General features: G+C 66.8%; 25 protein-coding genes. 12 read left to right on the top strand and 13 right to left on the bottom strand.

The window, feature by feature from the left end; genetic code table 11:
* Window positions 1-194: 194 nt before the first annotated feature.
* The 4 genes from RQI43_RS02775 to RQI43_RS02760 all read left to right on the top strand — a co-directional run bounded on the left by RQI43_RS02775 (window position 195) and on the right by RQI43_RS02760 (window position 3598).
* A complete protein-coding gene (locus tag RQI43_RS02775) occupies window positions 195-1112 on the top strand; it encodes a glycine betaine ABC transporter substrate-binding protein (RefSeq protein WP_405030542.1) in 918 nt (305 codons plus the stop codon).
* Window positions 1109-2293 (top strand): ABC transporter permease subunit, encoded by a 1185-nt coding sequence (locus RQI43_RS02770; protein ID WP_311274144.1) that lies wholly within the window; start codon window positions 1109-1111, stop codon window positions 2291-2293. The genes RQI43_RS02775 and RQI43_RS02770 overlap by 4 nt, the downstream gene beginning before the upstream one ends.
* Window positions 2290-3030 (top strand): ABC transporter permease subunit, encoded by a 741-nt coding sequence (locus RQI43_RS02765; protein ID WP_311274143.1) that lies wholly within the window; start codon window positions 2290-2292, stop codon window positions 3028-3030. Before RQI43_RS02770 ends, RQI43_RS02765 begins: the two co-directional genes overlap by 4 nt.
* A gap of 271 nt (window positions 3031-3301) precedes the next feature.
* Window positions 3302-3598, top strand: coding sequence for a hypothetical protein (locus RQI43_RS02760; protein ID WP_056432245.1), 297 nt, complete (start codon window positions 3302-3304; stop codon window positions 3596-3598).
* A gap of 560 nt (window positions 3599-4158) precedes the next feature.
* Here RQI43_RS02760 and RQI43_RS02755 read toward each other — a convergent pair.
* The 7 genes from RQI43_RS02755 to RQI43_RS02725 form a co-directional block, all read right to left on the bottom strand.
* Window positions 4159-6450 carry an EAL domain-containing protein gene (locus RQI43_RS02755; RefSeq protein ID WP_311274142.1) on the bottom strand — a complete coding sequence of 764 codons (2292 nt, stop codon included), beginning with the start codon at window positions 6448-6450 and terminating at the stop codon, window positions 4159-4161.
* Between the two features lie 389 nt (window positions 6451-6839).
* Window positions 6840-8147, bottom strand: a complete 1308-nt coding sequence (locus RQI43_RS02750; protein ID WP_311274141.1) for a L,D-transpeptidase — start codon at window positions 8145-8147, stop codon at window positions 6840-6842.
* Window positions 8148-8244: 97 nt separating this feature from the next.
* Window positions 8245-9162: an extensin family protein gene (locus RQI43_RS02745; protein WP_311274140.1), complete on the bottom strand. Its 918-nt coding sequence runs from the start codon at window positions 9160-9162 to the stop codon at window positions 8245-8247.
* A 78-nt stretch (window positions 9163-9240) separates the two neighbouring features.
* Window positions 9241-9432 carry a hypothetical protein gene (locus tag RQI43_RS02740; protein ID WP_056254034.1) on the bottom strand — a complete coding sequence of 64 codons (192 nt, stop codon included), beginning with the start codon at window positions 9430-9432 and terminating at the stop codon, window positions 9241-9243.
* Between the two features lie 122 nt (window positions 9433-9554).
* A complete protein-coding gene (locus tag RQI43_RS02735) occupies window positions 9555-10961 on the bottom strand; it encodes an ATP-binding protein (RefSeq protein ID WP_405030541.1) in 1407 nt (468 codons plus the stop codon).
* Between the two features lie 12 nt (window positions 10962-10973).
* The gene (locus RQI43_RS02730; protein ID WP_056432261.1) at window positions 10974-11699 is read right to left on the bottom strand and encodes a response regulator; all 726 of its coding nucleotides are present in this window, start codon (window positions 11697-11699) and stop codon (window positions 10974-10976) included.
* A 1-nt stretch (window position 11700) separates the two neighbouring features.
* Entirely contained in the window at window positions 11701-12318 is a 618-nt protein-coding gene (locus RQI43_RS02725; protein WP_311274139.1) for a helix-turn-helix domain-containing protein, read from the bottom strand.
* Between the two features lie 204 nt (window positions 12319-12522).
* On the opposite strand from RQI43_RS02725, the gene RQI43_RS02720 reads away from it, so the two are divergent.
* Entirely contained in the window at window positions 12523-13410 is an 888-nt protein-coding gene (locus tag RQI43_RS02720; RefSeq protein WP_311274138.1) for a branched-chain amino acid aminotransferase, read from the top strand.
* Window positions 13411-13792: 382 nt separating this feature from the next.
* Here the strand turns inward: RQI43_RS02720 and RQI43_RS02715 are convergent, their stop codons facing one another.
* Window positions 13793-14485 (bottom strand): glutathione S-transferase family protein, encoded by a 693-nt coding sequence (locus RQI43_RS02715; RefSeq protein ID WP_311274137.1) that lies wholly within the window; start codon window positions 14483-14485, stop codon window positions 13793-13795.
* A gap of 104 nt (window positions 14486-14589) precedes the next feature.
* On the opposite strand from RQI43_RS02715, the gene RQI43_RS02710 reads away from it, so the two are divergent.
* The 3 genes from RQI43_RS02710 to RQI43_RS02700 all read left to right on the top strand — a co-directional run bounded on the left by RQI43_RS02710 (window position 14590) and on the right by RQI43_RS02700 (window position 16142).
* On the top strand, window positions 14590-15153 hold the full coding sequence (locus tag RQI43_RS02710) for a TetR/AcrR family transcriptional regulator (RefSeq protein ID WP_311274136.1): 564 nt from the start codon (window positions 14590-14592) through the stop codon (window positions 15151-15153).
* 150 nt (window positions 15154-15303) lie between these two features.
* The gene (locus tag RQI43_RS02705) at window positions 15304-15549 is read left to right on the top strand and encodes a DUF3072 domain-containing protein (RefSeq protein WP_082469922.1); all 246 of its coding nucleotides are present in this window, start codon (window positions 15304-15306) and stop codon (window positions 15547-15549) included.
* Between the two features lie 341 nt (window positions 15550-15890).
* On the top strand, window positions 15891-16142 hold the full coding sequence (locus RQI43_RS02700; RefSeq protein WP_311274135.1) for a Flp family type IVb pilin: 252 nt from the start codon (window positions 15891-15893) through the stop codon (window positions 16140-16142).
* Window positions 16143-16178: 36 nt separating this feature from the next.
* Here the strand turns inward: RQI43_RS02700 and RQI43_RS02695 are convergent, their stop codons facing one another.
* The 5 genes from RQI43_RS02695 to RQI43_RS02675 all read right to left on the bottom strand — a co-directional run bounded on the left by RQI43_RS02695 (window position 16179) and on the right by RQI43_RS02675 (window position 21512).
* Complete coding sequence (locus tag RQI43_RS02695; protein WP_311274134.1) at window positions 16179-17036, bottom strand: DUF937 domain-containing protein; 858 nt, start codon at window positions 17034-17036, stop codon at window positions 16179-16181.
* A 118-nt stretch (window positions 17037-17154) separates the two neighbouring features.
* Window positions 17155-18609 (bottom strand): MATE family efflux transporter, encoded by a 1455-nt coding sequence (locus RQI43_RS02690; protein WP_311274133.1) that lies wholly within the window; start codon window positions 18607-18609, stop codon window positions 17155-17157.
* Entirely contained in the window at window positions 18602-20509 is a 1908-nt protein-coding gene (locus RQI43_RS02685; protein WP_056432278.1) for a monovalent cation:proton antiporter-2 (CPA2) family protein, read from the bottom strand. Before RQI43_RS02685 ends, RQI43_RS02690 begins: the two co-directional genes overlap by 8 nt.
* 179 nt (window positions 20510-20688) lie before the next feature.
* Window positions 20689-20979 (bottom strand): DUF1127 domain-containing protein, encoded by a 291-nt coding sequence (locus RQI43_RS02680; RefSeq protein ID WP_056432281.1) that lies wholly within the window; start codon window positions 20977-20979, stop codon window positions 20689-20691.
* Window positions 20980-21215: 236 nt separating this feature from the next.
* A complete protein-coding gene (locus RQI43_RS02675) occupies window positions 21216-21512 on the bottom strand; it encodes a DUF1127 domain-containing protein (protein WP_311274132.1) in 297 nt (98 codons plus the stop codon).
* Window positions 21513-21653: 141 nt separating this feature from the next.
* Here RQI43_RS02675 and RQI43_RS02670 point away from each other — a divergent pair, with 141 nt between their 5' ends.
* From RQI43_RS02670 to thrB, 4 genes are all read left to right on the top strand, one after another.
* A complete protein-coding gene (locus RQI43_RS02670) occupies window positions 21654-23051 on the top strand; it encodes a PLP-dependent aminotransferase family protein (RefSeq protein WP_311274131.1) in 1398 nt (465 codons plus the stop codon).
* A 96-nt stretch (window positions 23052-23147) separates the two neighbouring features.
* Window positions 23148-24374 (top strand): acyl-CoA dehydrogenase family protein, encoded by a 1227-nt coding sequence (locus RQI43_RS02665; protein ID WP_311274130.1) that lies wholly within the window; start codon window positions 23148-23150, stop codon window positions 24372-24374.
* A 124-nt stretch (window positions 24375-24498) separates the two neighbouring features.
* Window positions 24499-25494, top strand: coding sequence for a 4-hydroxy-3-methylbut-2-enyl diphosphate reductase (ispH, locus tag RQI43_RS02660; protein ID WP_056432293.1), 996 nt, complete (start codon window positions 24499-24501; stop codon window positions 25492-25494).
* Window positions 25495-25573: 79 nt separating this feature from the next.
* On the top strand, window positions 25574-26539 hold the full coding sequence (gene thrB / locus RQI43_RS02655) for a homoserine kinase (RefSeq protein ID WP_311274129.1): 966 nt from the start codon (window positions 25574-25576) through the stop codon (window positions 26537-26539).
* Window positions 26540-26605: the final 66 nt, after the last annotated feature.

The raw sequence follows: 26605 nt of genomic DNA, 5'->3' as shown, positions 1-26605 counted from the left end.
TGCCATCCGTCGGGGTGGCGGGAATGACGTATGGCTCCTGCGGCAACGGTCGAGCCGTCGCCCGTTCCGCTTGGCGTGTCAAGGCGCAGAAAGTGGCCTCGGCGGTTCAGGATCGGGTTAATGTTATCGGACGATACATTTTCACGCACATCGCCGATACCTGTGGCATGCGGAGCAAGCGAGGGCGCGGCCTCATGACCACTCATCGTCGCGGCGCCCTGGTAATGCTGGGCGCGGCGTCCTTCGCGGCTGCATCTCCTGTCCGAGCTGAGCGGCCCCTCGTCGTGGCCTCGAAAAGCGATACGGAGGGAGCGCTCACGGGGGCGATGATCGCCCTGGCGCTCGAGCATCTCAACGTCTCGGTGGTGCGCAAGCTCGGCCTCGGCCCGACCCTGATCGTCCGCGGCGCCCTACTGTCCGGCGACGTGGATATCTACCCGGAATATACCGGAAACGGCGCGTTCTTCACCGGCACCGAGGCCGATCCCGCCTGGAAGATCCCTCAGGAGGCCTACGAGACCATCCGGCGGAGCGATGCCGAAAAGGGGCTGGTCTGGCTCGCCAGGGCACCCGCCAACAACACTTGGCTCATCGCCCTCAACGGCGATTTCGCGCGGGAGCGGCATCTGGTCACGATGGCGGATTTCGCCAAGGTGGCGAATGACGGCCTGATCTTGCTGGCGGCCTCCACCGAGTTCGTGGAGAGCCCGGCGGCTTTGCCGTCGTTCGAGGCAGCCTACCGTTTCAGCCTGCCCCTCGACCGCATCATCAGCCTGCCCGGCGGCGATACGGCGGTGACGGCGCGGGCGGCGGCACAGCGGATCAGCGGGGTCAATGCCGGGATGGTCTATGGCACCGACGGGGCCCTCTCCGCCCTGGACCTCGTGGTGATGAGCGATCCCGCTGCGGCTCAGATCGTCTATGAGGTCGCGCCGGTCATCCGCGCCGCCGCTTTGGAGCGATTTCCGGCGATCGGCCCGGCCCTGGCCCGCATTTTCGCCGGTCTCGACGCGCCGACCCTTCGCCGGCTGAACGCGCGGATCACCGTCGACGGCGAGATCGCGGAAAAGGTCGCGCGCGATTTCCTCACGGAGCGCGGGCTGATCGGATGAGAGCGGAATCGGACCCGCGTTCGAACCGCCATCGGGCGGCTTTTCATGCGTCATCGGCCGGGCTTTTCGGGGCCGGCCTTCTCATCGCATTCCTCCATCGGATGGCGCTGCTCGATATCGCGCCGAATCGCCTCCTGCCCGGCGCTCCCGTGGCTGCGTCCGGGTTCGGCGATGGGTCGATCGGCCTGGTCTCGCTGCTGTCGCTGGCCGGTCTCGTCCTTCTCGCGACGCTGCCCCGACGCATGGGTGGTGTGCTCGCCGTCGGCCTCTTCGCGGCGGCCTGGGCTTTCCTCCTGCTCGGCCTCGGGGCGGAGGCCACTCGTCGCCTCGCCTCCATGCCGCCCGCCGCGAGAGCCAGCCTCGGCTCCGGTTTCTGGATGGCCTCGGCCTGCCTCCTGGCCTTCGCCGGAGCCAGCATCGGACGCGCCCGGATCCGCGGTCTCGGTCTGCTCGCCGCCCTCGCTGCCGCGGGAATCCTGATCGCGGCGTGGCACGGCGGCGGGTTGGACCGGCTCTCGCTGGTCGTGGAATATGCCGGGCGGCGGGAGGCGCTCCACCAGGCCATCGCCGAGCATCTGCTCCTCTCGGGCGGGGCGATCGTTCTGGCGCTTCTGGCGGCGGTGCTTCTGTCGCTCTGGCGCTCGGGGGAGGGAATCGTCGGGCTCGTCGTGAGCGGTATACAGGTGATTCCCGCCGTCGCCTTATTCGGCGGCCTCGTCGCCCTGGTCTCCGGGTTGGTCCGCGCCGTGCCGGCCCTGCGCGATCTCGGCCTCTCGGCGCTGGGGCCATGGCCCGCCCTCATCGGCATCGCCGCCTATCTGCTGCTTCCGCTCTGGCGCGGGATCGGCACGGCCCTGCGCTCCGCCGACCCCGCCGCTGTCGACGCGGCCGAGGCCATCGGCCTGACGAGGGGGCAGATCCTGCGGCAGGTCAGGCTGCCGCTCGGCGCGCCGGTGCTCGTGGGAGCCTTGCGGGTCGCGACGGTCCAGAGCCTCGGCCTCGCGACACTGGGCGCCCTCATCGGCGCAGGCGGCCTCGGGCGGATCGTGTTCGACGGCATGGCCCAGTTCGCGCCCGACCTGATCCTCCTCGGCGCCATCCCCATCGTCGCCCTGTCGCTGGCGGCGGAAGCGGCCTTGAGCGCGATGGAGGCAAGCTGCCGTGCGAGGTGGCGCGCATGACCCACCGCCTACGCCCGGCCTTCGGTATCTTCCTGGTCGGAGCCATCTTCGCGGCGATGAGCCATCCCTCCCTGGCCGCCTGGATCGTGGCCGGCCTCGGCGAGGAGCCGCGACGGGGCCTGAGCGCCGAGCGGTTGCTGGCCCTCGCGACGCATCATCTCGGCCTCGCCGCGCTCGGGCTCGCCCTGGTGGCCGTCCTCGGCCTCGGTCTCGGCATTCTGGTGACGCGCGCGTTCGCCGCGCCCCTGCGCGGCGGCATCGACGGCATCGCCGCCGCCGCGCAGGCGGTGCCTCCGGTGGTGATGGTGGCGCTGGCCCTGCCCATCCTGGGCTTCGGCGGGCCGCCGACCCTATTGGCCCTCGTGGCCTACGGCATCATGCCGGTCCTGCGCGGCACGGTGGGCGCGCTGGAATCGGTCTCGCCCGAGGCCCGCGAGGCGGCGGAGGCCTTGGGCTTCACGCCGATCCAGGTCCTGCTCCGGGTGGAACTGCCCCTGGCGCTGCCGGGCCTCGTCGATGCCCTGCGCACGGCCCTCGTCCTCGCCATCGCCACCACGGCGGTGGGAGCCCTGGCGGGAGCCTCCACCCTCGGCACCCCTATCGTCGCCGGGCTGCAGAACCAGAACGTCCTGCCGATGCTGCAGGGCGCGCTCGCCACCGCCGCCCTGGCCTTCCTCTGCGACGCGGTGCTGCTCGGGCTGGCGAGTTTGGTTTCGGCGGACCGAGCGCGGCAATGAATGGGTTTCGTAAAGGCGGCGACCGTTTATGCGATCTAAAATCGACGACGGGTCGGAGCCTGTTAAAATTGATTTCCCATGCTTTACCTCATCCTGAGGTGCCGCGTAGCGGCCTCGAAGGAGGGCTCCAGAACCCGCTACGCGAACTGGAAGGCTCCTTCGAGGCCTTCGCTGCACTTCGGCACCTCAGGATGAGGTGGTCGGCTGGGGATGATGAGTTCAGACACTTGGCGCGGTCGCTGCCGGGCCTGTTCGAACGTCACGAGGCGGTATGACAAACCCGACGGCGCAGGACATCGCGGCATTGCGGAGCGAGTGGATCACCGGAGGTCGGCTGGTCGTCGGGGACGATTCCTCTCCGTCGGACCATGAATCCGTCTACCGATGGGTCTTGAACTTCATCGACCGCAGCGCTGACGATCCCGACTACAGCACCGTCCTCGGCCTGATTTATCATAGCCTGAACTTCGATATCCCGTTCAGCGCGACCCAGTCCGTTCGGGACGATCTGATGCACATAGCGCGGAGAAAGCTCGATGATCCGCATTGGTGCAGACAAACGATCTAGCCGACAGGATGTGAGAGTTCCCCTGCATCAACTGGGACGCGAAGCTGCCGAGGGCGAAACGCGATAAAGCCGACGGAGTGAAGGGCGGCCGAGGATGGCACGCCGACCGGATTGGTCACCGGGCCAAAGGTTGGACCCGATGCGCTCACGGGCCGCCTCAATGCCTTCGTGCGCGAGGGTCCGGGACGGATTGCCGTCTTGCATGGACCGCTCGAAGTTGTCGGCAAGGAGAAGCCCGAGGGGGAGCGGGGCTCCCCGACAGCTCCCCCCAGTGGTGCTCGCCTCGGAGATCACCTCGTCGGTCCGATGCTGAACGAGGACATCGAGCGGCGGCAGAAATCGTAGACATGCCATTGCCACCCAATCGATCTTGGCTTTCACGGCCATATCGGCCCGCCAACGGCTCAGATCGTCGGACGTTGGAAGCCAGTACCGTTGCCGGACCGTAGCGGTAGGGTCCTGGCCTTGCGTCCCGAAGCAGACGTTGCCGTTGATGCTGAAGGTCGCCTGCCCGAAAACATCAGTTCTTCGTAGCCGGCGTGGAAGAAGAAAACGCGGTATCACGCCACAAGATCTTTCGAAGCACGGGCGTATTGAAGAGCATCGCGCGCTGAAAGTGGTTTGCTCAGCAAGTAGCCTTGTGCCTCTGTGAATCCCTCTCCACGTGCGTGGGCAAGCTGTATTTCGTCCTCGACACCCTCGGCGGTGATGCTCGCGCCCAGCCGTTCAGCGAGGCCGACGATGGCGCGCACGATCGCGGCCGTATCGGCATTGCCGATTTCGTGGATGAAGGAACGGTCGATCTTGATCTTGTCGAATGGGAAGCGCCGCAGATAACTCAAGGACGAAAAGCCGGTGCCGAAATCATCGAGGGCTATGTGTACTCCAAGCTCACGCAGCCGATGCAGGCAACGGATTGCGCTTTCCGTGTCGCTCATCAGCACGCTCTCGGTGATTTCGAGCTCGAGACGATGCGGCGGCAGACCTGACGCCGCCAGCGCCGTCACAACAGCATGCTCCAAACCAAGTTCGGCGAATTGCACGGTTGAGGCGTTCACCGCGACCTTGAGGTCGCCGGGCCATCCCGCCGCTTCGCAGCATGCATCCTTCAGGGCCCAGGCACCGAGCTGGACGACCAAGCCGATTTCTTCGGCCAGTGGAATGAAGTCTCCGGGCGAGACGAGGCCCCGCGAAGGACTTCTCCAACGCATGAGCGCCTCGAAGCCGCTCAACATATCGTTCTCGAGGCGGATGATCGGCTGGTAGTACAACTCGAACTCACCCAGCCGAACGGCTTCGCGAAGGTCTAGTTCGAGCGCATTGCGTTCGGCTATCGCCGCATCCATCTCAGGCTCGTAGTAGCGGTAAGTGCTCCGACCTGCGGCCTTGGCGCGGTAGAGCGCGATATCGGCATTCTTGAACAACTGGTCCGGATTGCAGCCATCCTGTGGCCCCAGCGCGATGCCAATACTGATCCCGACACTGACTGCGCGGCCCTCGATATCGAAAGGCAGCTTCACGGCGTCGATGACTTGCTGCGCTGTAGTGCTGGAATTCTGCGGATGGTCGAGTCCTCTGAGAACGATCGCAAACTCGTCGCCGCCGAGCCGAGCGACGGTGTCTCCCTCACGGATCGCCGCGGTAAGCCGTTCAGCGACCTTGCGCAGAAGGGTGTCGCCCGCCGGGTGTCCCATGCTGTCGTTCACGCATTTGAAACGATCGAGATCGCAGGCGAGCACCGCGAAGAAGTGTCCGCGTCGTTCCGCGCTCACCATTTCACGGTCGAGGCGATCCCAAAATAGGGTGCGGTTGGGCAATCCGGTGAGCGCATCGTACAACGCCAGATACTCGATCTGCTGCTCCGCCTGTTTGCGCGCCGCGATGTCGATCTGTGTGCCGACGATGCGGAGTGGAGCCCCTGTGGCATCACGCGCGACGATCTTGCCGCGCGACAGGACCCACGTGTAGGCACCGCTTTTGTTGCGGACGCGTTGCTCGCATTCGTAGATCTTCGTCTTCCCCTCTATGTGGTCGGCCAGCTGCCTTCGAGACTGCTCGATGTCGTCAGGGTGCGTAAGTCGTATCAAGGACCGCACATGACCCTCGATCTCGGCCGGCTCGTAGCCGAGCATTGTCTGCGAGCGGTCTGAGAACCAGACCTTTCCTGTCGCGACATCCCAGTCCCAAAGGCCGTCGCTGCCGCTATCGAGGGCGAGCGCAAGACGCTCTTCGCTGATCCGCAAAGCGGTCTCACTGGTCCGCAAGGCGCGATTGGCGCGGCGCATGCGGTCGGCGAACAGGGCGAGCGCGGCAAAGCCCAGGATCGCAAGCATGACCGCAGCGATGCCGGAGGCGAGGGCGAGACGTGGCAGCCCAGACACCGAAGCAGGTTCCGCTCCGTCAGGGGTGATCTGCACAGCGCCCATGGCGGTGAAGTGCAATCCCGCGATCGCGACGGTCAGAAGCGTCGCGGCGACACCGTTCGGGTATTTCAGCCCTCGATGCCTGAAAGCGACGAATGCGGCGGCTGAAAAGCTACAACCGATCAGCACCGAGGCGAAGACGAGCGTTCGGTCCCAGGCAAAAGCTCCAGGAAGCTGGATGCTCGCCATGCCGATAAAATGCATGGCCGCCACGCCCAGCCCGAGAACGATCCCGGCGCCCGCCGCCATGGCTGAATTGGTGGCCCAACGTCCGAACGCCAGTGCGACCACCGACGCCAGTATGGCTGCCATCAAGGATAGCAGCGTCAAGCGCGTATTGTAGCTGACGACGAGTCCCGGATCATAACCGAGCATACCGATGAAATGCGTACTCCAGACCCCGGCTCCAGCTGAGAAACCCGCCGCCAAGAGCCACGCCAAAGGTTCCAGGCCACGGCTCTTAGTTGACTGACGGGCAAGCCGCAGCGCGGTATGGCTCGATACCCAGCATACGATAGCAGCAAGGGGCAAGACCCAGGCGTCGTGCTGCGCGCTTAGGCAGAGAAGGGCGCGGTACATTGACGAATACCCTGTGGTTTTATGTCGACCACGCTGCCGTCAAGAGCCTTAATAAATTTAAACTATTTCTCGATGAATACGATTGAAATCAGGGCTATACAGTGAACCTCCGTTCCTCCGGTTGTGCTCTCTATCCCGCCCGGTGGCTTGAAAGCCGACTTACTCAGGAGCTGCTCGGGTCGGAGCCTGCTCCTCGTCCGTTCGAACTACGCACGTCCCAACTCTACGCCCAAGTCACCTCACTCGTCCTTGAACACCACCTTCGCGCCGCGTTCGATGCGGGTGGCGAGGTCGCGGGCGTCCCAGTTGGTCAGGCGGATGCAGCCGTGGGATTCGGTCTTGCCGACCTTCTCCGGCTCTGGCGTGCCGTGGATGCCGTAGGACGGGATCGACAGGTCGATCCAGACGATGCCGACCGGGTTGTTCGGGCCGGGGCGGATCGAGAAGGTCTTGTTCGTCTTCACGCCCTTGAACGCGTATTTCGGGTTGTAGGTATAGACCGGCGCGAAGGCGACGCCCTTCACCTTGGCCTCGCCTGAGGGGGCCGGCTTCTCGGCGCTGCCGATGGAGGCGGGGTAATAGGCCCGCAAGGTGCCGTCCTCGCCGAAGCCTCGGACATGCCTGGTGACCTTGTCGACCTCGACCCGCGCGATGTCCTTCTTCGGGGCGTCATCCTTTTTGGGGGCGTCATCCTTCTTGGAGGTATCGTCGCTCTTGGGCGCATCGTCCTTCTTCGACGTGTCCGTGCCTTTGTCCGCAGCCGGCTTGTCCGCGGATTTGCCGTCCGATGCGTCGCGGGCCTTGTCTTCAGATTTGCCGCTGGACTTGCTCTTGGACTTCGCCTCGTCCTTTGCCGGCTTGCCGGTCTCGAGCGGAGGGACCGCCGCCACGACGATGCCGATGCCGGACTTGTCGAAGGCGGCGTCGGGGTTCAGGGCGCTGAGGAGATCGCGCGACATGTGGAATCGCTCGGCCAGCATCTCGCGCGGATTGGTGTAGTTCATCGCCTCGAGATCGGCCTGCTCTTCCATCTTGGCGGGGATCTTTTCCGCGAAGGGGCCCGAGGCGTCGGTGTCGGTGATCGTGTAGGTGGCCACCACCGGGTCGGCGCTGGAGGCGGCCAGCTTGTCGAAGAGCTCCTGATTCAGGGTCTGGCTCGCAGGCAGCCCCTGGGCCACGGCGAAGGCCGACAGGGCGTTGCGCATGTTCTCGCCGTCCCGCCCGTCTATGGCGCCGGGGGAGAAATGCGCCCGGTCGAGCAGCACCTGGACTTTCACCAGCAGCGGCTGAGGACGCTTGTCCTTGCCCTTCGCCCGCGCTTTCTTGCTCTCCTTCTTGCCGCCACCCTCGGGCGTCTCTGGCGCCGAGAAGGTCGCGCCGTTGATCGCCTCGGCGGTCAGGGCCTCGCCGGGAGCCTCCTTGTCGGAGCTCGCCTTGCTGGCCTCCGAGGATGTGTTTCCCGCCGGCTTCGCCACTGCCGCGTTCGGAGCCGCGAGGCAGACAAGAGCCATGAGCGCGACGGCGCTCGGCAGGGGCAGATGGGGCATCGGGAGATCAACTTTCGCCTATGGATCGACAGCTTCGTTCCTTCAAGCCGGCTCGACCCTTCGGCGTTCCACCGCTCCTACTGGCAGAGACCAAGTCTTATTGGCAGAGGCGATGTCCCGCATTCCTCTCGCGTTCGTCGAGATGGAGGTGGTTGCCGTGGGAGGCATCCGACCCCGGCCCGAGCACGGTGCGGAAGAAGGCGCAGGCCTTGGCCCGGGTCGCGGCCTGGAACGTCGCCTCCGGCGCACCGTCGAGGCCGGCGCCCACCTGGATCGGTGCCCGTCCTTCGAAGCCGTAGCCCATGATGTCCACGCCGTTGGCGAAGCTGTGCTCGCTGAGCTTGGCGTCGGGATCGTGGTTCTGGCCGCGACACTCGTAGGACGTGCCGATGGAGAGGCTTCGAAGCGGAGCCTTCAGGATGCGCTCCGAGGCTTCCTGGGCCTCCGTCGTCCAGCGCGCCAGGGCTTCGGCGGTGTTGCAGACCAGGGTCGCGGGCGGGGTGAGCGTCACCTCGCCGGACAGACGGCTGAGCTTCAACGGCTTCTCCGCGCCGCATTGGCCGTTCGAGATCGGCGGCAGCGCCTCGAAGACCGCTCCCAGCCGTTCGAGGCGTTTGCGACAGGCGGTATCGTCGAGGGGGGCGACCGTCAGCGTCAGGGCGGGCGTGGAGGCCGGCGGCGTCGAGAGTTCGGCCGGGCGCGGTGGCGGCGCCGGCATCTCCGCGGCCGGGCCCGTCTCCGGGGCGGCCGGGGCAGGGGGCGTGAGTTCGGCCGGGCGTTCGGGCGGGGTGGGAGCGTCCGGCAGGGGCGGGACCGTCGCGGGTGTCGGCGCGGGTTCGGGCTTCAGCTCGGCGGGCCGAACCGGCGGCTCCGGCATCGACGCGGGCGGAGGGGCCGACTTTTCCTCGGCGGCCAGGGCCAGTGTGGATAGCGCAGCGAGGCCCGCCGCGAGGCAGAGGGCGAGTGCCGTCCATGGCCGGGCGGGCAGGGGAATTCGAGCGAGGGCGGCCTTCATGTCGTCCTCGATCCCATCGTCACCGTTGCGTCACCGGGGAACCGGCCCCGCCATGGGGCCGATCCGGAGGCGCGGTTGTCAGCCTTCCGAGCGGGCGGCGAGCCGGCTCGCGCCGTAGGACAGGATCCCGGCGATGGCGAACAGGGCGACGAAGGTCTTCACCGTGGCGGAGAACAGCGCCGGCTCGATACCGGTATCGGTGTAGAGCAGGAGGCCGATGGCGGAGATCGGGAGGAGCAGGACGATCAGGACGGGACCCAGCGGGTTCATGGCGTACTCGCGTGTATCGGGACCGGGGTTCGGCCCTTCTCTTGAAAGCGGCACCGGTCATAGCATTGGACTGCGCCCGAGGGGACACCCCGAACGCAACAAAATTCACAGGCTCTCCACCGTCACGCCGGGATGCGGACGGTGGCCCGCAATCCCCCAAGCGGACTGTCATGAAGGGCGACGTCGCCGCCATGGGCACGGGCGATGTCGCGGGCGATGGCGAGGCCGAGGCCCGACCCGCCGGCATCCTGGCGCGCATCGTCGAGGCGGACGAAGGGCTTGAACACCTCCTCGCGGCTCTCGGGGGGGATGCCGGGGCCGTCATCGTCGATGGAGACGACGAAGGAGCGTGCCTCCGTGCGGCCCCGGATCGCCACCGTCTCGCCGTAGCGGACGGCGTTGGCGGCGAGGTTGAACAGGCAGCGGCGGAACGCGTCCGGCCGCAGCGTCACCATGGCGCGGCCGTCGAACTCGACCTCGGCCACATGGGCGCCGAGGCGTTCCACGTCGGTGCGCAGGTCGTCCAGCATCGCCCGCATGTCGGTGGACACGGCGGCCTCGCCGGAATCGCCGCGCGCGAAGGCGAGGTAGGCCTCCAGCATCCGGCTCATCTCGTCGACGTCGCGCTGGAGGTCTTCCACCTCCGAGGTCTGCTCCACCAGGGCGAGCGACAGCTTGAACCGCGTGATGATGGTGCGAAGGTCGTGGCTGACGCCGTTGAGCATGGTCGTGCGCTGTTCCATCGCCCGCTCGATGCGCCGCTTCATCTCGATGAAGGCGTGGCCGGCCTGGCGCACCTCGCGGGCGCCGCGCGGCCGGAACTCGATCTCGCGGCCCTTGCCGAAACTTTCCGCCACGTCGGCCAGCCGAAGGATCGGCTTGATCTGGTTGCGCAGGAACAGGATCGCCACGCCGAGCAGGACCAGGGACGAACCGCTCATCCAGAGCAGGAAGATGTGCGAGTTCGAGGCGTAGGCCATGCTCCGCCGCGCGGTCACCCGCAGCACCCCGTCCGGGATCTCGACGCGGATCTCGATGAGGCTGGACCGGCCCACCGTGTCGATCCAGAACGGCCGGCCGATCTGCTTGGCGAGTTCCTCCGAGAGCGTCTCGTCGAGGATGGAGAAGAACGGGCGCGGCCCCGGCAGGGGGAGCTTCGCCCCTTTCAGGATGTCGAGGTCGAGGTTCAGCCGCGTGCCGGCGATGCGGGTGAGGGTATCGGCGTCCTTGTCCTGGGGGTAACTCTCATAGACGTCGATCATCGCCGCCACGTCGGCCGTCACGGCCGCCGAGAGGCGGCGCGTCACGAGTTGCCAGTGCCGCTCCATGAAGGTGTAGGCGATCACCGATTGCAGCAGCACCACCGGCGCGATGATGATGATGAGCGAGCGGGCGTAGAGGCCCTTCGGCAGGGCGTTGCCGATGGCGCGGGCGAGCCTCTTCCACATCCGGCGCGGATGCGGTCTCGCGCGCCAGGCAGCGGCGGTGCTGGTTCTGATCCGCGACAGGTTCAGGCCGGCGAGGGCCATGGCGGGTCCTGTCTAATCGATCGCGAGGCGGTAGCCGATGCCGCGGACCGTCTGGAGGAAGAGGGGATTGCCCGGATCGACCTCGGTCTTGCGGCGCAGGCGGTTGATCTGCACGTCGATGGTGCGCTCGGCGGCGAGGCCGCCATTCCCGGCCAGCACGTCGCGGTCGACATTGCCGCCCTTGGCCTCGGCCAGGATCGTCAGGATCTCGCGCTCGCGCTCGGTGATGCGGATGGTCTCCTCGTCGCGGCGCAGTTCGCCCCGGTCGATCCGGTAGGAGAACGGCCCGAACGTCACCGTGGCGATGGTGCGGTCCGATGGCGGCGCGCCGTCCGGCCGGCGCTTGATGATGTTGTTGAGGCGCAGGATCAGCTCGCGCGGCTCGAAGGGCTTGGGCAGGTAATCGTCGGCCCCGATCTCGAGCCCCATCACCCGGTCGTTGGGGTTGGAACGGGCGGTGAGCATCAGGATCGGCACCCGCGAGGTCTCGCGCACCTGCCGGGCGTAATCGAAACCGTTCTCGCCCGGCATCATCACATCGAGGACGAGGGCGTCGAAGACGAAGCTCTGTGCCCGCTGGCGGGCCTCCTCGACATTCCCGGCGGAGGTGACGCGAAAGCCCTGCTCGTAGAGATAGCGCGACAGCAATTCACGCACGCGCCTGTCGTCGTCGACTACCAGGATATGGGGCGCGTGGTCGGGAAGCTCGGCGCGGACCTTCAGTTCCGGTGATGCCATGTCAGCGACGGCTCCGGGCGCGCCGCGCCATCAGGCTCGTCACCGCCGCGCGCTCTTCGGGTTCGATCATCGCCATGAGAAACCCCTGTGCCGCTGCAAATCCGCTCTTGTCCCGGGCGTCCTTCGGACCATCCCCCACCGGGTCCGCGATGGCGCGGGCGACCCGCCGTACCTGCACCCGCGTCAGCTCGGCCGTGAGGGTGGCGCCCGTCTCCGAACAATAGAGCAGACGCTGCCGACGGTCGCTCCGGCCGGTCTTCTGCACGATGTGACCCTGTTCGATCAAATCCTTGAGAACCCGGTTCAGACTCTGCTTCGTGATCCGCAGGATGTCGAGGAGTTCGGCGATGGTCAGGCCGGGATAGTGGTAGACGAAATGGAGCACCCGGTGATGCGCCCGCCCGAACCCGTATTCGGCTAGCATCCGGTCCGGGTCGCCGACGAAATCGCGGTAGGCGAAGAAGAGCAGTTCGACGAGATCGTTGGTGATGCCGTTGTCGGATACGCGCACGCCTTCGGGCGCGAGACCTGAATCCGCCAGCCCGTCATCCTCCCCGGACGGGGGTATGGGGGGCAGGCTCGTTGCCAGGGTCGATTGGCGCGTCACGTCCGGCGACATCCTCAATATACGTCAGTGTTGTTGACATATCTCAGGGGCGTTGATACCCGTCAAGCCTCCCCGGGGCCGGCTTGCCGTAACGGCCGTCTTGCGGACCTCCGTCCCCGCGGATACTGCGCGGGGCATTGCCTGGCCATCGCGCCAACCCGATCGATCGACCCCGCAGGCGCGACGATGCGAGCCCGCGGTTTCAAGGAATTCGTCATGTCCGTGATCCCGTTCGACGAACGCGAGGGCACCATCTGGTTCGATGGCGTGCTGGTGCCGTGGCGCGAGGCCAAGATCCACGTGCTCAGCCACGGCCTGCATTACGGCTCGGCGGTGTTCGAGGGCGAGCGCGCCTATGGCGGACGGATCTTCAAGAGCCACGAGCATGCCGAGCGCTTGCTCCGCTCGGCCCAGTACCTCGATTTCACGATTCCCTACGGCGTCGCCGAAATCGAGGCGGCCAAGGAACTCGTGCTCAAGACCAGCGGCCTGACCGACGCCTACCTGCGTCCCGTCGCCTGGCGCGGTTCGGAGATGATGGGCGTCTCGGCCCAGAACAACACCATCCACCTCGCCGTCGCCGCGTGGGAATGGCCGAGCTATTTCGATCCCGAGACCAAGATGAAGGGCATCCGCCTCGACATGGCCGATTATCGCCGGCCCGATCCGCGGACCATCCCCTCCGCCTCGAAGGCGGCGGGCCTCTACATGATCTGCACGATCTCGAAGCACCGGGCCGAGAACAAGGGCTATGCCGACGCCCTGATGCTCGATTGGGAGGATTACGTCGCCGAATGCACCGGTGCGAACATCTTCTTCATCAAGGACTGCGTGGTCCACACCCCGCTCGCCGACCGCTTCCTCAACGGCATCACCCGCCAGACCGTCATCGACCTCGCCCACCGGCGTGGCTTCGAGGTGATCGAACGGCGGATCAAGCCCGAGGAGATGGAGGGCTTCTCCGAGTGCTTCATCACCGGCTCGGCTGCCGAAGTGACACCGGTCTCCGAAATCGGTCCCTACCGCTTCACCCCGGCCGCCATGACCAAGACGCTCATGGACGATTACACCGCCGAGGTTCAGCCGAAGGCGGTGGCGGCGTAATTCGGACCGCACTTCGCGGGGCCACGTCGCGGGCGCTTGCCAGGACGAGGCGTGAACGACGCCTTGCCCTCGCTCACCGGGGATGCACATCGAGCTGGTTCTTCGTGAGGAGGCTTGCCGTCCATCACGCAAGTGGGCGCGATGGACAGTCCCGGTGTGGAAGCCTGCGGCTCCCAGACACCTGCCTGCTCGGATTTTTCAGCGGACGATCCTAACCGAAATCGAACATCCAAGCAGATTTCCTCATCCTGAGGTGCCCGCGTCAGCGGGCCTCGAAGGAGGCCTCCAGTGGTCGCGCGATCCCTGGAAGGCTCCTTCGAGGCCGCTACGCGGCACCTCAGCAGGATGAGGCGAAGCCCTGGAAAAACAGCCCGGACAGGCCCTAAGCCGCGTCGCCGTATCGTGCCAGGTCTTCCGGCCTCGGGACCTGTCCGCTGCGGTTCTTCACGGCCGGACGATCGGCGACCTTGCCGCGCCAGTCGTGAAGGGCGGTGAGTTCCGGGGCGATCGGCAGGCCGACGATCTCGGCGAACATCAGCCCGGCGAACAAGGTGATGTCCGGCATCGAGAAGCCCTCTCCGGCGAGAAAGGGCTGCTTCGCCAGCAGATCGTTGAAATAGGGCATGTTGGCGACGGCATAGGCGCCGCGCCGCTGCCCCCATTCTTTGGCCCCGCTCCAATCCGGCATCCGCCATGGCCGCAGCGCGCCGCCGAGGCCGGGGGTGCCGTAATGGAAATAATCGTCGACGGCATCGATCAGCATCATCTCAGCGCGCCGCTGCATCATGTGGATGACGCCTTTGTCACGCGGTGTCGTACCCGTGAGGGTCGGATGGCCGTCCAGGTTATCGAGATATTCCGTGATCGCCGTGGATTCGGTGATGATCGTTCCGTCATCGAGTTCGAGGACCGGGACCTTCCCGATCGGGTTCATCGCCAGGAAACCAGGCTGCTTCTGCTCGGCGGCCATGAGGTCGATGCTGACGAACTCGATCCTTTCCTCCAGCCCCTTCTCGGCGAGGACGATGCGGATTAGTGCGGGATGGGGACCCGCCTCCCGGTCGTAGATTTTCATCGGCGCACTCTCTATCTGCCAGTTGGTAGATACACCATGCAGGTCGATGACGATACGTCAATGTCTACCTGCCAGTCGATAGAATTCAGGTGTAGAAGCGGAGGATGAGTGAGAGCACCCGGGAACTGATCCTGAACGCGGCAAGGCTGACCGCGCAGGCACGCGGCTATGGCGGCCTGAACTTCCGCGATCTCGCGGAGGAGGTGGGAATCAAGGCGGCGAGCATCCACTATTATTTCCCCGGCAAGGCTGCCCTGGGGGCGGCGGTGGCACGGCGTTACCGGGAAGATGCGTTCGCTGCCCTGGAGGCCCTATCGGACGCATGTCCGGATCCAGTCGCCTGTCTGCGGCGCTACCCCGACACGTTCCGCACGGCGCTCCAGAACGACAACCGAATGTGCCTCGGCAGCATGATGGCCGCCGAGCACGACGACCTGCCGGACGACGTGAAGGCGGAGGTGCGAGCTTTCGCCGAGGTGAACGTGGCCTGGATCGGCAGACAGCTGGCCGCCGCATCCCCGGTCACCGCCGAGACCGCCATGCCGAGAGCCTGGGCCATCTTCGCGGCCATCGCCGGCGCGCAACTTCTGGCGAGAGGCCGGTCGGATCTCTCCGTCTACGATGCGGCGATCGACACCTACCGTCAGGCGGGACTTCTGCCGGGCTAGCGGGGCACCAACGATATGGCCGCCGGTTGCCGGAACGAAGGATCATGGCGGAGTGAGGCTTACACCCCGCATCCTGGGGATGGTCAGGGTTCGGAACTCATCGGCGACCGCCTCGTTATGGAGAGAACAATTCATGAACGAGGTCGAGCGATGACGAAGAAGCAGGCGACGGACGAGAACGAGAACCCGAAGACGGCGGGTGGCGATGCATCGAACCGGATCAAGGATCCGAGCGAGTGGACCACGGGCGACGAGCCGATGACCGGCGCGCAGGCTTCCTATCTCAAGACCCTGTCGGAGGAGGCGAAATCACCCGACTCGTTCGAGCCGGATCTGGACAAGGCCGAGGCCTCCAAACGGATCGACGCGCTGCGTAAGGAATCCGGAAAAGCTTGATGGTCGGCAGCTCCGGTCGCGGGCTTGCGGCACGCGTTTTCGATAGGGCGAGACCCGATCCGTCTCGTCCTGCATAGTGATGTCTAGCGCGCCTTTGGCTCGGCCCTTCGGGGCCGGGCGACACCGGTGACGCGGAATGACGATGTGAGCGGTGAAAGCGCTGGGCCGTTGCTGCCGGATCGCGGGACATCGAACCGGGTGTCGAGCCCCTGGTCGCGTTGGTGGAGGGGCACGTACCCATTGGAAGTCCCACGGCGTTTCGCCGGTATTTGTTTAAACCGTCGGCAATGATTTTCGTCGTAGGAAGGCGGGCGCTGCTTCTTCAGGGATCGCCTCGCTCGATGACGATTTCTGAAAAAAACGGTGTGACATCTGCGGTCGCCAAGCCGATCGCGTCCTCGGCTGGCCCTTCGTCCCGTCTTTCACGAAGCGCTTCGCGGTTCGCCCGAGATACAAGCGGGACGTCCGCGATCGAATATGCGCTGATTGCCAGCGTGATCGTCCTGGGGATCGTCACGGCGCTGCTGAATTACACCAACCGGGTCCGCGAGCTTTACGAATCTGTCGCGCAGGCCTTCACCCGGAGTATTTAAGCGTTCGTGCCCCGCGCGTCTCGTGCGGCGCCGGCTTCAGCGCCGCGTCTGGCCGGGCCGGTTCGGCGTTGGGTTGTTGGCTTTCGACGAGCCCACGGACGCCATGCCGTCACGCCACAGGCTGTCGAACAGGCTCTGCATCGTCCTGGCGTTTTCCTGCTGAACCTCCAGCCCGGACTGAAACATCTGCTGCAACAGATCGAACGGGTTCAGCGCAGCACCTTGCTGCGCGCCGGCCGAGGCCTGACGGGATTCGGGCGTGGGGGAAGAATCCTGCGCCGGTCGAGCCGCCGGGAACAGGCGTGCGGGCGGCAGGCTCTTCTGTGCCGGAGCGGTACGAGCAGGGGCGGCGGCCTGCATCGGCGAAGACAGCATCGCACCGCTCGCTTTCATGAAGCCGTTCATCATCTCGGTCCAATAGGGATGGGTCGGGATGCCGAAGGGCGAGGGCGGGGGAGGCGCGGGCTGGGGAGCGGGCTGCCCTGGATTCATCATCACGTGGACGATCCCCGCCACGACCATGCCGGCCATGAGCGGCAGCATCTGCCGAAGGGCGGGCGTCGCCACGCCGCTCACCGCAGCCGCCTGTTGCAGGACGGCCTGGCTCAGATGCTGCGAGCCGAAGAGCTGGCGCATCATGGCATCCATCTGCGGCTTGGCCTGCGGGGCGGTGAGCGCGGCCGGGTCCATGAAGCTGAACATCTGGGTGAAGCCGGTGGGATCGGCGGCGGCGTTGCGCTGGAGGCCGAGCGTCAGGGCGGGCATCAGCGCTTCCATGGCCCGACGGGTCTGATCCGGCGACAATCCGAATTGCTGGCCGAAACCGTTGGGCCCCATGAAACCATTGGGGTCCATGCCGCCCTGCGCCTGCAAGAGATCGAACAGGTTGAACATGGCGGCAGCCTCTTGATCCCATCGCGGCCAGGCCGAATTGCTTCGGCCTGCTGTCGAGACGCGAACTCTGTCGCATCCCAGTCGTACTTACCAGCCCGAGATCATTCCCGTCCCGGCTCTAAACCAGTGCGTTCGGCCTCTCCGGGGCCGGAATATCGCCCCCGGAGGCATCCGCATCGGCCTTCGAGGCCAATTCGCGCGCGAAACCGGCACGTTGCTCGAGCTGCGTCACCGTCCGGAAGGCGAGGGCGATGCCGATCGCCCCGAAGGCGATGGAGCCGAACCCCACCCCGGCGATGATGCCCTCGGGGCCATAGAGATAGCCGCCGAGAAGCGCCGGGGGCACGGTTCCGATGGTGGCGCGGCCCCAATTGAGGAAGGTCGACAGGAAAGGAAAGCCGAGATTGTTGAACGAGGCGTTGGCGAGGAACAGCAGCCCGGTGAAGAACCACACGCCTCCGCTCACGAGGCAGAAGAAGACGAACAGGTCGGCGGCGGTGCCGGTCAGTTCGAACAGGCCCGTCAACGGTCCGCGAAAGGCGATCAGGGCGGCCCAGACCACCACGACATAGAGCGCTGTCACAAGTGCGCCGTTCTTCAGCACGCCGCGCATCCGGTCGAACCGCCCCGCTCCCCAATTCTGGCCGAGGATCGGCCCGATGGAGCCGGACATGGCGAAGAGGCCGCCGAAGGCCACCGGCGTCAGCCGGTCGATCACCACGTTGCCGGCCACCGCCACGGCGCCGAACTTGGCCAGCGCATGGGCGATGAAGGCGCTCGCCACCGAGGGGGCGAGATTGGTGAGCACGGCGGGCAGGGCGATCCGGAAGACGATGGGCGCGTCCGAGATCACATCCGCGACACTCGGCGTGGCGAGCATTCGGTGCTGGCGCACGCCCCAGAAGCCGACGAGGGCGAAGGTCGCCCGCGCCACGCAGGTGGTGATGGCGGCTCCGTCGATCCCCAGCCCCGCCGTGAAGATGAGCAGCGGATCGAGGCCGGCGGTGACGATGGCGCCGCCCAGCGTCACGTACATCGCCTGGCGCGCCGCCCCGACGGCGCGAAGCAGGCCCGAGAACATCATGCCCGGCCCCATGAGCAGGTTCGAGGGTAGGGCGATCCAGAGGAAGCGCTCGGCGACGGGCAGCGTCTCGGCGTCGGCGCCGATCCAGGACAGGATGGTCGGCAGGAAGGGCAGCATCGCGAGGACGAGGATGCCCGAGACGATGATGCCGTGGATCGAGGCGGAGGTGGCCAGCCGCCGCGCGCCCGCTTCGTCGCCCGCGCCGATGGCCCGCGAGACCAGGGCCCCGGCGGCGATCATCAGGCCGATATTGATGGCGATGGCGAAGAATTGGACGATGGTGGCGAAGCCCACCGCCGCCGTGAGCGTCGGGTCGCCGAGTTTCGAGACATAGATCAGCGAGAGCAGGTCGACGACGAAGATCGCCATCAGCCCGATCGAGCCCGTCCCGCTCATCACCACGACGTGCCGCAGGATCGATCCCGTGACGAAACGGCCCGTCTCCCGTCGGGCGGCGGGTTTCACCGCCGCCGCGCTCGTTTCAGGCATCCGCTGGCGTGTCCTGCAATGGGGAATCCTGGACTTGCAACGTGCGGGTCGCGGCTTCGCGCTGTTCCAGGCCGATAATATCTCTGGTCTCGGCGCTGAGGGCGCGCGACGGGCGCTGCGGACGGGTCAAGGGTTCGGGTTTGATCTCGGGGCTGCCGCCGATATAGCGTGTTTCCTCCGGAAGGGCGCCGGCCTGCTGCAGGACGAGGCGCGCCACGTCACGCTTGCGCACGTCCTGCGCCGTGGCGGCGGCGGCCTCGGCCGAGATGCCGAGCCCTTCCAGGGTCGCGCGGCCGAAGGCGATGGCCGATTCCACGGTCTCGCGAAGCTGATAATCCACGTCGCGGTTCATCAGCTCCACGGAATGCATCCGGTCGAAGGCGCGGACATAGGTGCGCACTCCGGTGAATTCCTCATGCACGATATCGACGATCTTCAGCGCCGCCTGGGGATCGTCGACACAGATGCAGAGCAGCTCGACCCGGCCGATTCCGGCCGCGCGCAGCACGTCGAGGCGCGTGCCGTCGCCGTAATAGATGCGGAACCCGAAGCGCGAGGCGGAACGGATCTGCTCCACGTCCTTGTCGATGACGGTGACGCTGATTCCCTCGGCCAGGAGCACCTGGGTCAGGATCTGTCCGAAACGGCCGAACCCGACCACGAGGACGCGGGCCTCCGTGCTCTCGATCTGGTCTGGTGCGTGCTCCACCGCGTCCGGCCGGTGGCGCGACAGGTAGCCGTCGAGGGCCTTGGCGGCGACGGGGCCGACCAGCATGGTCAGGGCGGCGAGCGCCACGGCGAACCGGGTGGAGGATTGGTCGATCAGCCCCAGTTCGGACCCGGCGGGAAGCAGCACGAAGGCGAACTCGCCCGCCGGCGCGAGGATCGCCGCGCCGCGCACCGCATCGAGCCAAGGCGAGCCGAACAGGCGGAACAGGCCGGCCACGATGGCGACCTTGAGCAGGATGGCCGCCGCCGTCGCGCCGAGCAGGGCGGGCCACGCGCTCTTCAGCAGGCCGCCGTCGATGGACATGCCCACGCTCATGAAGAACAGGCCGAGGAGCATGCCGCGGAACGGCTCGATATCGGCTTCGAGCTGATGTCGGAAGTTCGACTCCGCGAGAAGCACGCCGGCGAGGAAGGCGCCCATCGCCATGGACAGGCCGACATGCTCCATCAGCATCGCGGTGCCGAGGACCACAAGGAGGGCCGCCGCCGTCATGACCTCGCGCGCGCCGCTGGCCGCCAGCATGCTGAAGAACGGATTGAGGCCGTAGCGGCCCACCAGCACCACGGCCAGGATCGCCGCCCCGACGGTTCCCGTGGAGGCGAGCGCGTGTCCCAGCCACTCGTCGTTGCCGGTGCCGCCGCTGGAGGCGAGGAGCGGCATAAGGGCGAGGATGGCCACGACGGAGATGTCCTGGAACAGCAGCACCGCAAAGGCGCGTCCGCCATAGGGCGTGCCGAGATCGCCGCGCTCTTCCAAGAGCTGCAGGGCGACGGCGGTGGCCGACAGGGCAAGGGCGACGCCGATGACGAGGCTCGCGGCCAGGGTGAGCCCGAACAGGGCGCAGGCGCCGGCAAGCAAGATCGTGCAGAGGAGCAGCTGTGCCGCACCGAGCCCGAAAATGTCGCGCCGCATCGAAATCAGCCGGGAAATCTCGAGTTCGAGCCCGACGATGAAGAGAAGGAGGACGACGCCGAGTTCCGCGACGCTCGCGGCGGTCTCCGGCTCGGCGATGAGCGAAAAGCCGAAGGGGCCGATGATGACCCCGGCGACGAGATATCCGAGTACCGCGCTCTGCCCGATGAGACGGAAGATCGGCACGCCGATCACCGCCGCCGACAGGAAGGTCAGCACCGGCGGCAGGAAGCTCACATGGGTGGAGGCGCTCGCCATGTCGATCCGGTCTATGAGGAGTGGGGTCGCCCGCGGCCGGTGCCGCGAGCGCGTCGCCGTGCTCTCCTCTTAGACCAGGGGCATCGCCCCCGCCACGCCTGCATGTGGTGGATGGGCCGTGTCGCATCCACTACCGGTGCGCAGCGGCACGCGGTTCAGGCGAAGCGGCGCGTGACGTGTCAGGCGAAGCGGCGCGTGACCTGGCGGACGGCGCGATGGGCCAGGATCACCTTGGTGGCGTCCGAAGGCGAGGGCGCGTCGTAGGCGTCCAGGACGTCCCAGCGGGTGAGGCCGATATCGTTCAATTCGCGCTCGGAAAGGGAGCCGAGCTCCACGAGGCCGCGCTTGTCGGCGTCGTTGCGCGAGACCAGGGACGCGGCCTTGGAGAAGAGGTTGCCGATGAAGCGAGTGGCCCGGCCGACCTGTTCGGCTGCCGCGTCGCCCGGGGTCCAGTTGAGGGTGCTGTTCATGATCCTGAGTTCCAAATTCTCGACGCACAATCTTTGCGGCGAAGGTGATGGGAGTGATGTGCGCCCCCTCCGCCCTGAAAGACGTGCGATCGAGCACTTAGCCCAAATAGACTTGCGGTGCCTGCAGGTCTGGTAGAACCGGACCACGGATAAACCTCAATCACCAACCGAATGACCAGTTTGGCGGCATGCCGAATTCGAAGTCATGCTCAATAATGCACGTTCTGCCATCTTGATCAGATCTTAACGCTTTGGGTGCGGCGTGCTTCCCTTCTCTCGTCCTGGCGGACCAGCAGGAACTGGGAGGCGTCGGCCTCAACAGCGCCTGCATCCATCACGTCCTGCCGGATCAGGCCGATATCCTTCAATTCCCGATCGGTCATGACACTGAGCTTGCGCAGGACACGCCGGTTGATCGCTTGGCGCGACAACTCGGCGGCCAGTCCGGCGAACAGCCGGGCGGCGGCGAGCGAGACGCGCCGAGCGAGATCGCCCGTCCGCGTGGTGTTCCGCTGCTGCAGGATCGTCGTCATCGATGGGCCTTTCCTTCGCCGGCCTGCCGCGCGGGCCTGACGGCGTTTCGTCGGAGGGCAGGGATGGCCCCGTCCCGCTGGCGGAGACAGGGACAGTCCAGTACGCTTTGGCTGAATTGTCCGGGCGAAGGATCAGTACAGATGGCGGGATCGGCGCGGACCACGCTCACCCTGGTGGATACGGTGTCGTCCGCGATCATGGAGCGGATCGCCGGACGCCAGCTCATGCCCGGCGCGCGGCTGCCCTCGGTGCGGGCTTTCGCCGAATCCATGGGCGTGTCGAAATCCACCGTGGTCGAGGCCTATGAGCGCCTCGGCGCCGAAGGGGCCATCGTCGCGCGCCGGGGCTCGGGCTTCTATGTGGCGGGCAAGACCCGCCCGCTCTGCCTGAAGGAGATCGGGCCGCAGCTCGACCGCGCCGTGGATCCGCTCTGGATCACCCGGCAATCGATGCAATCCGGGCCGGACCTGCTGAAACCCGGTTCCGGCTGGCTGCCCTCGTCATGGATGCCCGAGGAGGCGATCCGGCGCGCCCTGCGCCACATTGCCCGCGACGCAGATTCGAACGTGATCTGCTATGACAAGCCCCTCGGCTTTCCGCCGTTGCGGAGCCAGATCGCCCGGCGTCTCGCCGAGAAGGGGATCGAGGCGGAGGCCGACCAGATCGTCCTGACGGATTCGGCGACCCAGGCCGTGGACCTGCTGTGCCGGTTCCTCCTCGACCCGGGCGACGCCGTGCTGGTCGATGACCCCTGCTACTTCAACTACCATGCGCTGCTGCGGGCGAACCGCGCGAAGGTCGTGGGCGTGCCCTTCACCCCCGCCGGGCCGGACGTCGCCGAGCTCGAGCGGCTGATCGTCGAGCACCGGCCCCGGTTCTACCTGACCAATTCCGCGCTCCATAACCCCACCGGCGCCACCCTGGCTCCCGTCGTGGCTCACCGCGTCCTCAAGCTCGCCGAGGCGCATGACATGCTCATCGTCGAGGACGACATCTTCGGAGATCTCGAAGCCGACCCGGCCCCGCGTCTGGCGGGGTTCGACGGGCTCGACCGGGTGATCGCGGTGGGCAGCTTCTCGAAGACCCTCTCGGCCTCGATCCGCTGCGGCTACATCGCCCTGCGCCCCGACTGGGTGGAGGGGCTGATCGACCTGAAGCTCGCCCTCAGCCTCGGCAACGGTCATCTCTCCGCGGCGCTGATGCACCGTCTCATCACCGACGGGGCCTATCGCCGCCACCTCGCGGAAATCCGCGAAAAACTCGCCCGCGCCATGGGCGAGACCGCACGGCGGCTGGAGCGCTGCGGCCTCACGCTCTGGACCGAGCCGCGCGGCGGCCTCTTCCTCTGGGCGCGCCTGCCGGACGGGCTCGATTCGGCCGACATCGCCCGCAACGCTCTGGCGCGGGACGTGGTCCTCGCCCCCGGCGCGGCCTTCAGCATCGGCGCAAGCGGGCGTGACTTCCTTCGCTTCAACGTGGCCCATTGCGCCGATCCGCGCCTGTTTCGCGTGCTGGAAGAGAGCATGGCGGCGGCCTGACGACTTTCTGGTGCGCCGCGCCAGGTGGAACCCCTGAGCCGAAGCGAAGCTTTGCTGGATAAGGGCGACGCCCAACACAAAGTCTCGGGAGGAACCATGTCGAAGTCGGAGCTGAAGCAGCCGCGTCCGCCGGAGCTGTTCTCCCCCTGGCGCACGGAGGCGCGCGCCAAGCTTCAGCAGGAGGCCCGCGACTTCGCCCGGGACGTGGTGCTGCCGCTCGCCGACGAACTCGACCGGCAGAAAGCCGAGATGCCGCGCTCGCTCATCGACCGGATGGCGGCCAAGGGCTGGTTCGGCATCACCATCCCGGCCGAGCATGGCGGGCTCGGCCTCGGCGTGTTCGAATATTGCCTCGTCTCCGAAGAACTGGCTCGCGCCTGGCTCTCCGTCGGCAGCATCCTTGCGCGGGGGCAGGGTCTCGGCACCCAGACCCTCGACGAGGAGCGCCGCCGCGCTCTCCTGCAGAGATCGGCCCGCGGCGAGTGGATCGGCGGCATCGCCTTGTCCGAGCCCACCGCCGGTTCCGATCTCGCCGGCGTCCAGACCCGCGCGGTGCGCGACGGGGACGACTGGGTTCTCACCGGGACCAAGCGCTGGGCCGGTTTCGCGCTCGCCGCCGATTTCATCGAAGTCCTGGCCCGCACCCGCGAGCCGGAGCCGGGCGAGCCGCGCTCGGCCGGGCTGGAACCGTTCCTCGTGGTCAAGAAGCCCGGCACCTTCCCCGAGGGCATGACGGGCCATGTCATCGACAAGATCGGCTATCACGGCTTCCTCACCTTCGAGCTCGAACTCGACGGCGTGCGCGTGCCCGAGGGCGACCGCCTCACCGGCCTTTACGGCGATGGCGGCGCGGATGCGGATTCCGGCGGCTTCGCCTCGGTGCAGCGTGGCCTCAACATCGCCCGCGTCCACACCGCCGCCCGCGCCGTCGGCGTCGCCCGCGCGGCGGTGGAGGATTGCCAGCTCTACCTGCAGGAGCGCCAGCAGTTCGGCCATCCGATCGGCGAGTTCCAGGCCCTGCGCTTCGCGCTGGCCGACATGTCGGCCGAGGTCGATCAGGCCCGCGCCTACTGGCAACAGGTGGCCCACCTTCTCGACGAGGGCGAGGCGGCCGAGAGCGAATCCGCCAAGGTGAAGCTGCTGGCCACCGAGATGGCGGTGCGCGTCACCAACCAGGCGATGCAGCTCCACGGCGGCAATGGCTACACCACCGAACGCCGGGTGGAACGCTACTGGCGCGACGCGCGGCTCACCACGATCTTCGAGGGAACCAGCGAGATCCAGCGGCGGATCATCAGCGACCGGATGCTGGGGCGCAGGTAAGTGACGCAAGGGAGGGACGCATCCGATCCTGCCCCGGTGTGCCCCCTCCGCCCTGACACCGCCGCGCATTTTACGCTATAGGAGGTTGACAGGGGCGGCCTCGCCTCGCCACATCCCGGCTATCATGAGCGATCCTCTTTCGAAGACCTTTCCCGACGGTTCGGCCAAGCCGCCGCTGGAGATCCTGCTCTGCGCACCGCGGGGGTTCTGCGCGGGCGTGGTTCGCGCCATCGACGTGGTGGAGCGGGCGCTGGCGATCTATGGACCTCCGGTCTATGTGCGTCACGAGATCGTCCACAACAAATACGTGGTCGAGAGTCTGAAGCGGAAGGGCGCGGTGTTCGTCCGTGAGCTCGACGAGGTGCCGGACGGCAACGCCCCGGTGATCTTCTCGGCCCACGGCGTCGCCAAGACGGTGCCGGCCAATGCCGACAATCGCGGGCTCGTCACCATCGACGCCACTTGCCCGCTGGTGACCAAGGTCCACCGCGAGGCCGAGATCCACCACAAGCGCGGCCGCCACGTCCTGCTGGTCGGCCATTCCGGCCATCCGGAAGTCGTCGGCACCATGGGCCAGCTGCCCAAGGGCTCGATCACCCTGGTGGAGGATCTGGAGCAGATCGCCGCCCTGGAGCCGGAGAATCGCGACAACCTCGCCTGGGTCACGCAGACGACCCTGTCGGTGGACGATACCCGTCACATCGTCGCCGCCCTGAAGCAGAAGTTCCCAACCATTACCGGGCCGCACAAGGACGACATCTGCTACGCCACCACCAACCGCCAGGAAGCGGTGAAGCAGGTGGCTCCGCTGGTGGATGCGGTGATCGTCGTCGGCTCCTCGAATTCCTCGAACTCGCAGCGCCTGCGCGAGGTCGCCGAGCGCGTCGGCTGCCCGATCACCCGCCTCGTGCTCCGCGCCGAGGAGATCGACTGGCCGGCCTTCGAGGGCATCCGTAAGCTCGGCCTCACCGCCGGCGCCTCGGCGCCCGAGGTGCTGGTGGAAGAGATCATCGACGCCTTCGCCGCCCGCTACGACGTCACCGTCGATACGGTCTCCACGGTGGTGGAGGACATGTCCTTCCCGCTGCCGCGCGAATTGCGCAGCGAAGCCGCCGAGTAACACGGCCGCATCGGCTCTCTATCCGGGGGCGCCTGCGGGCGCCCCTTCGCGTTTCCGCCCTCGAACCTCAGCGAAGCCCGTGGCCGTCTATACCGAGGTCTCCGACGAGGCGCTGACCGCCTTCCTCTCCGAATACGAGATCGGCACGCTCCTGTCCTACAAGGGCATCGCCGAGGGCGTCGAGAACACCAACTTCTTCCTGCACACCACGGCGGGCTCCTACATTCTCACCCTCTACGAGAAGAGGGTGAATGCCGGCGACCTGCCGTTCTTCCTCAACCTCATGCAGCACCTCGCCGCGCGCGGCCTCGCCTGCCCACAGCCGATCGCGCGGCGCGACGGCGTGGCGCTGGGCACGCTCTGCGGTCGTCCGGCGGTGATCGTGAGCTTCCTGGAGGGCGTGTCGGTTAAACGGCCGACCGCCGACCATTGCCGGGCGCTGGGCGTCGCCCTTGCGGGGCTGCATCGCGCCGGCAGCGATTTTGGCATGACCCGCGCCAACAACCTCTCCGTCGAGGCATGGCAGCCGCTGTTCGAGGCTGCCGGCCCAGCCGCCGACAGCGTGTCCGAGGGGCTGACGGAGCGCGTGCGCGGCGATCTCGCGGTGCTCCAGGCCGGCTGGCCGCGCGGCCTGCCCTCCGGCGTGATCCATGCCGACCTGTTCACCGACAACGTGTTCTTCATCGGCGACGACCTGTCGGGTCTGATCGACTTCTATTTCTCCTGTACCGACGCCTTCGCCTACGACCTCGCCATCTGCCTCAATGCCTGGTGCTTCGAGGCGGACGGCACGTTCTTTCCCGAGAAGGGCGAGGCGATGATCGCCGGCTACCAATCCGTCCGGCGCCTGCAGGACGACGAGGTCGCGGCGCTGCCGATCCTGTGTCGGGGCGCGGCCCTGCGCTTCATGCTGACCCGCCTGGTCGACTGGCTCAACGTGCCCCCCGGCGCCCTGGTCCAGCCGAAGGACCCGCTGGAATACGACCGCCGGCTGGTGTTCCACCGCGCGGCGACGCAGGCGCGGGATTACGGCTGGCGCGGATAGCGTCCGCGTAGAGGTGAGGCCAAGAAAAAGCCCCGGCCGTTTCCGGCCGGGGCAAGGTGGTCTCGT

Source organism: Methylobacterium sp. WCS2018Hpa-22 (assembly GCF_031843785.1).
Classification (GTDB): domain Bacteria; phylum Pseudomonadota; class Alphaproteobacteria; order Rhizobiales; family Beijerinckiaceae; genus Methylobacterium.
This window is presented reverse-complemented; position numbering and strand designations above follow the sequence as displayed.

Coding starts and splice junctions, on each gene's coding strand:
- RQI43_RS02775 (WP_405030542.1), top strand. CDS start 195: ATGACCACTCATCGTCGCGGCGCCCTGGTAATGCTGGGCGCGGCGTCC.
- RQI43_RS02770 (WP_311274144.1), top strand. CDS start 1,109: ATGAGAGCGGAATCGGACCCGCGTTCGAACCGCCATCGGGCGGCTTTT.
- RQI43_RS02765 (WP_311274143.1), top strand. CDS start 2,290: ATGACCCACCGCCTACGCCCGGCCTTCGGTATCTTCCTGGTCGGAGCC.
- RQI43_RS02760 (WP_056432245.1), top strand. CDS start 3,302: ATGACAAACCCGACGGCGCAGGACATCGCGGCATTGCGGAGCGAGTGG.
- RQI43_RS02750 (WP_311274141.1), bottom strand. CDS start 8,147: ATGCCCCATCTGCCCCTGCCGAGCGCCGTCGCGCTCATGGCTCTTGTC.
- RQI43_RS02745 (WP_311274140.1), bottom strand. CDS start 9,162: ATGAAGGCCGCCCTCGCTCGAATTCCCCTGCCCGCCCGGCCATGGACG.
- RQI43_RS02740 (WP_056254034.1), bottom strand. CDS start 9,432: ATGAACCCGCTGGGTCCCGTCCTGATCGTCCTGCTCCTCCCGATCTCC.
- RQI43_RS02735 (WP_405030541.1), bottom strand. CDS start 10,961: ATGGCCCTCGCCGGCCTGAACCTGTCGCGGATCAGAACCAGCACCGCC.
- RQI43_RS02730 (WP_056432261.1), bottom strand. CDS start 11,699: ATGGCATCACCGGAACTGAAGGTCCGCGCCGAGCTTCCCGACCACGCG.
- RQI43_RS02725 (WP_311274139.1), bottom strand. CDS start 12,318: ATGTCGCCGGACGTGACGCGCCAATCGACCCTGGCAACGAGCCTGCCC.
- RQI43_RS02720 (WP_311274138.1), top strand. CDS start 12,523: ATGTCCGTGATCCCGTTCGACGAACGCGAGGGCACCATCTGGTTCGAT.
- RQI43_RS02715 (WP_311274137.1), bottom strand. CDS start 14,485: ATGAAAATCTACGACCGGGAGGCGGGTCCCCATCCCGCACTAATCCGC.
- RQI43_RS02710 (WP_311274136.1), top strand. CDS start 14,590: ATGAGTGAGAGCACCCGGGAACTGATCCTGAACGCGGCAAGGCTGACC.
- RQI43_RS02705 (WP_082469922.1), top strand. CDS start 15,304: ATGACGAAGAAGCAGGCGACGGACGAGAACGAGAACCCGAAGACGGCG.
- RQI43_RS02700 (WP_311274135.1), top strand. CDS start 15,891: ATGACGATTTCTGAAAAAAACGGTGTGACATCTGCGGTCGCCAAGCCG.
- RQI43_RS02695 (WP_311274134.1), bottom strand. CDS start 17,036: ATGTTCAACCTGTTCGATCTCTTGCAGGCGCAGGGCGGCATGGACCCC.
- RQI43_RS02690 (WP_311274133.1), bottom strand. CDS start 18,609: ATGCCTGAAACGAGCGCGGCGGCGGTGAAACCCGCCGCCCGACGGGAG.
- RQI43_RS02685 (WP_056432278.1), bottom strand. CDS start 20,509: ATGGCGAGCGCCTCCACCCATGTGAGCTTCCTGCCGCCGGTGCTGACC.
- RQI43_RS02680 (WP_056432281.1), bottom strand. CDS start 20,979: ATGAACAGCACCCTCAACTGGACCCCGGGCGACGCGGCAGCCGAACAG.
- RQI43_RS02675 (WP_311274132.1), bottom strand. CDS start 21,512: ATGACGACGATCCTGCAGCAGCGGAACACCACGCGGACGGGCGATCTC.
- RQI43_RS02670 (WP_311274131.1), top strand. CDS start 21,654: ATGGCGGGATCGGCGCGGACCACGCTCACCCTGGTGGATACGGTGTCG.
- RQI43_RS02665 (WP_311274130.1), top strand. CDS start 23,148: ATGTCGAAGTCGGAGCTGAAGCAGCCGCGTCCGCCGGAGCTGTTCTCC.
- ispH (WP_056432293.1), top strand. CDS start 24,499: ATGAGCGATCCTCTTTCGAAGACCTTTCCCGACGGTTCGGCCAAGCCG.